General features: G+C 66.5%; 2 protein-coding genes and 2 pseudogenes. 2 read left to right on the top strand and 2 right to left on the bottom strand.

The genetic code is table 11. The features are described 5' to 3' along the window. Positions 1-476 (bottom strand): annotated as a pseudogene (locus K8V11_RS00540) (lipase); the annotation flags it as partial. Next, the gene (locus K8V11_RS00545) at positions 473-1,579 is read right to left on the bottom strand and encodes a hypothetical protein (protein ID WP_303910208.1); all 1,107 of its coding nucleotides are present in this window, start codon (positions 1,577-1,579) and stop codon (positions 473-475) included. The gene K8V11_RS00545 and the pseudogene K8V11_RS00540, both read right to left, overlap by 4 nt. Positions 1,580-1,943: 364 nt before the next feature. Between K8V11_RS00545 and K8V11_RS00550 the strand changes: the two genes are divergently transcribed. Then, complete coding sequence (locus K8V11_RS00550; RefSeq protein WP_303910210.1) at positions 1,944-2,717, top strand: lytic transglycosylase domain-containing protein; 774 nt, start codon at positions 1,944-1,946, stop codon at positions 2,715-2,717. Between the two features lie 155 nt (positions 2,718-2,872). Beyond that, positions 2,873-3,670 (top strand): annotated as a pseudogene (locus K8V11_RS00555) (hypothetical protein); the annotation flags it as partial.

A 3,670-nucleotide genomic window follows, 5' to 3' on the forward strand; every position in this document is an offset into this window, starting at 1 on the left:
GACGGATGGCAGCGAGAGCCGAGGGAATCGTTGGCCTCCTGATAGCCGACCACGGGCCTGGTGCGGTCGTCCTTCCCGTCGTCCGGCGCCATCACGATGCCGGTGCTGATCCCGGGGCTGCCGTCGCGCTCGGACGTCACGTACATCGTGCGCCAGGCTCGGAGATTTCCGGGCCGGAAGCCCGCGAACTGCACGTCGACGGGCTCGGATTTAAGCACGGTGCCCGGGGCCTCATCGCCCGCGAGCGCAGGTTCGTCGTAGAACGGTTCGTGCTGGGTGCGGATGGGTTCGACGAGCTCGTCGACGGTGGCAAAGCGGCCGTCGGTGAACGTTGATTGCACGTAGTCGCCGAACGGTTCGGTGATGTGCGGTGTCCGAACCGGGGTGTCGTGCTGCGCGTTCGCGGCGGGGGCGATCCCGCATGTGAGAACGAGGGTCGACGCCGCGGCCAGGGCGATACGAAGTGCGGGTTTCATTGCAGCTCCACTCTGAATGTGTCGGCGGCGTTCTGCACGATGGGGACGAGGTTTGCGATCGGTCGGTGCTGCTGCATCTGTACCGATTGCGGGACGCTGAGCTGCGCGTAGAGCTCGTCCCAATGGTTGTCGGCCATCGCGTTGTACCCGGGTAGGAGTTCGTCCTCGATGTAGTTCCAACGCTCGTCGAGGACCGACCAGTCCCAGGAAGGCAGGGGCACGGTGACGATGGCCGTGCGGCCGTCGGGTGCTTGAGTCTCAAAAACGATGGGGCGATACGAGCGCATCGGCTCAACACCTCCGACCGAAGGCGAGCCGACAACTGTCGAGGCATACGTAAGTGCCTCGCCAAGGCCGTCGCGGAAGTGGCGCACCCCGTCCCAGCGGTCGGCGATCACGTCGTCCTGCTCGCGCTGGAGCAAGACGGCATTGCCGGCGGCGGCGCGCGCAGGATCCCCGGAGGCGACGTCGCGCCACGCGGACATCACCTCGTCTGGGAACACGCCCGCGGCATTCATTTCTTCCAGCGCAGGAAGCCCCTCGGTGACGTAGGCCTGATGCATCGGCATGAGGTCGCAGAAGATCGCCTTCTGCATGATGAGGATTTCGCTGATGATGTGGTCGAGATTGGCGGGCGTGAGTTCCGGCGCGTAGGCGAGGGCGCGAAGGCCTGAAGGGAGCTGGTCGACCGCGGCCGGGCCCGCGGCGTCGCGCACGGCCGAGGTGATCTGGCGGGCGAAAGGCTGAACACCCTGGAGGTGGTAGACGGTCGAGGCGAGATCCATGTCGAGCAGACCGCCGCCGAAGTCCGACCCGGACAGCCCGCCCATTCCGGACCAGCGCAGTTCCGGGTGTTCTCGCTGGAACTTCATGTACAGGTCGTAGCTGCGTTCGAGGTTGATGGCATTGGCCTGAACCCCGTCGCGCGGGTTCCAGGCGTCCAGGTCGATTCCCGCTTCCTGTGTTGCCGCGCGAAGCCAGCGCTCGTGCAGTGCAGAGCCGGCGGCGTCATACGTGGTGTTTCGCGCGAGGGGGCATTGCGCGCCTGCAAAAGCGTCCGCGGGAGGTTCTGCGGTGGCAGGGCCGGTAGACGCGGTAGCCATCGCCACAAGTAGTAGCGGAACAGTCGAGAGACTTAGCACGCGACGGAAAGCGGACCTGACCCCGAGAGACATGAAATTAACATAGCTCACAACGGGCGGTGGCGGGCCGGAACCTCCACAAGTGTTCGCTGGTAGAGGCGCAATGGGTCGACGCGTTGTCCATCCCTGGTGTGCGTGGGACGTGAGTGATCACGGAGTATCTGTGGTCCTTGACACCGTTGAACCGATTTCGGGACTCTCGAGCGGGTAAACGGCCAGGTTGAGAGGCAACTTTGTCTCAACGAAGTCGGCGGCGTCGACCCCGCCGACAAATCACGACACCCGTTCAGCTTTCATAAAGACGCGGTAGGCACAATGGTTGGCAATGTCTAGACAAGGGATCTTCGGGCGAGGACGCTCCACGGCGCGCCGCGCCGGTGCCATCGCGGCGCTGGGCGCGGTGTTTGGGCTGGCCGCGTGCGGTGGCGGCGACATCGCATCGCCCTTCGTGCCGATCCCGCCCGGCGTGCCGCCGCCCGAGGGGCGCGCCCTGCCGATGGTCGACGTGGTGACCGGCGGCGAGCGCCCGAGCTCGCAGCTCACGAGCTGGGCCGAGGGGCTCACCGACGACACCAACGTCTCGGTCGCCGCGCTCTCCGCCTACGGCTACGCCGCTGCGCAGCTCGCCTACCACTACCCGAACTGCAACCTCCAGTGGAATACCCTCGCGGGCATCGGCTTCGTCGAAACCCGGCACGGCACCTACGGCGGGTCGGCGATCGACGAGTTCGGTAACGCGATGCCGCCGATCATCGGTGTCGCGCTGGACGGTTCCCCCGGTTTCGCCTCCATTCCGGACACCGACGGCGGCGAGCTCGACGGGGACCCGGAGCACGACCGCGCCGTCGGCCCCATGCAGTTCATCCCCGAGACGTGGCGCTACTACGGGCACGATGCGTCGGGCGACGAGAATCCGGATCCCAACAACATCGACGACGCGGCGCTGACGGCGGGCTTCAAGCTGTGCGATTACGGCCGCGACCTGTCGACCGAGCAAGGCTGGACCGACGCCATCATGTCCTACAACGCGAGTGGGGAATACGTGCGCGACGTGCGCGATGCCGCCGCCGCGTACTCCGTGCCCACCCGCGCGCGATAGAGGTAGCGAGCAGCCGGAGAAACAGGCGCGGTAAGCACCGACGCGATCAGCAGTGCACGGCGGGAATTCGATTTCACCCGCGTGTGACGTGCCTCACGCGTAATGTCCCTAGGCGAGCTACGTATCCGATGAACTTCCACTTGGAGGGGCTCACTGTGCCTAGGCATCCATCCACTTCGCTGCCCAACTGCTCAACGGATGACGTCGGACGCAGCGTGCCCCGTTACCGTCCCCTCCGCCGTGTGGCGTTGCTCCTCACCGCGGCAACGCTCTCAGCGGGTGCACTGTCGGCGCCGGCCGCAGCCGAGGTGGGCTCGCTGTCTACGGGTACCGGCAGCGGCGGTGGCCAGTTCGGTGCTCCGCTGGAGTCGTTGTGGAGACAGGCGCCGGATCAACGCAATACCCCGTTCTACACCGATCCCGCTCCTCTCGAGGGCGCGCCGGGCCGGGTCATCCGAACCGAGGACGCCCCGATGCGAACGACGGCAGCCGGCGATGCGCTCTCCGCCGTCGGGTCGACCGGCGCCGCCGACGCCGCCGGATTCAGCGCCACCTCCGAGCGTGTGCTGTACGAATCGACCGACGCCTACGGCGCTCCGCTGGCCACTTCCGGCCTCTACTTACGAAATGACGGCCCTGTGGATCCGCGCCACGGCGAACGACCGTTGGTCGTGCTCTCTCCCGGCACCCAGGGGCTCGGCGATCACTGCGCACCGTCGAAGACGATGCCGCAGGTGCTGGACCTGCAAGTCTCACCGGGAATCGGCATCGGCCTGGGATACGAAATCGGCCAGGCGCACTTCTTCCTCGCGCGAGGATTCAACGTTTTCGTGCCCGATTTCCAAGGAACCGGAACCCAGGACGACTCGACCTACCTCACGCGTGACGCGATGGCGCACGCGACGCTCGACGGCGCCCGGGCGGCGCAGAATCTCCCGGATTCCGGTCTCCCC

It is taken from the genome of Dietzia timorensis (assembly GCF_020742175.1).
Lineage (GTDB): Bacteria > Actinomycetota > Actinomycetes > Mycobacteriales > Mycobacteriaceae > Dietzia > Dietzia timorensis_A.

Bases quoted from the DNA above. Each gene is read 5' to 3' on its own strand.
- K8V11_RS00550 (WP_303910210.1), top strand. From the start codon at position 1,944: ATGTCTAGACAAGGGATCTTCGGGCGAGGACGCTCCACGGCGCGCCGC.
- K8V11_RS00545 (WP_303910208.1), bottom strand. From the start codon at position 1,579: ATGGCTACCGCGTCTACCGGCCCTGCCACCGCAGAACCTCCCGCGGAC.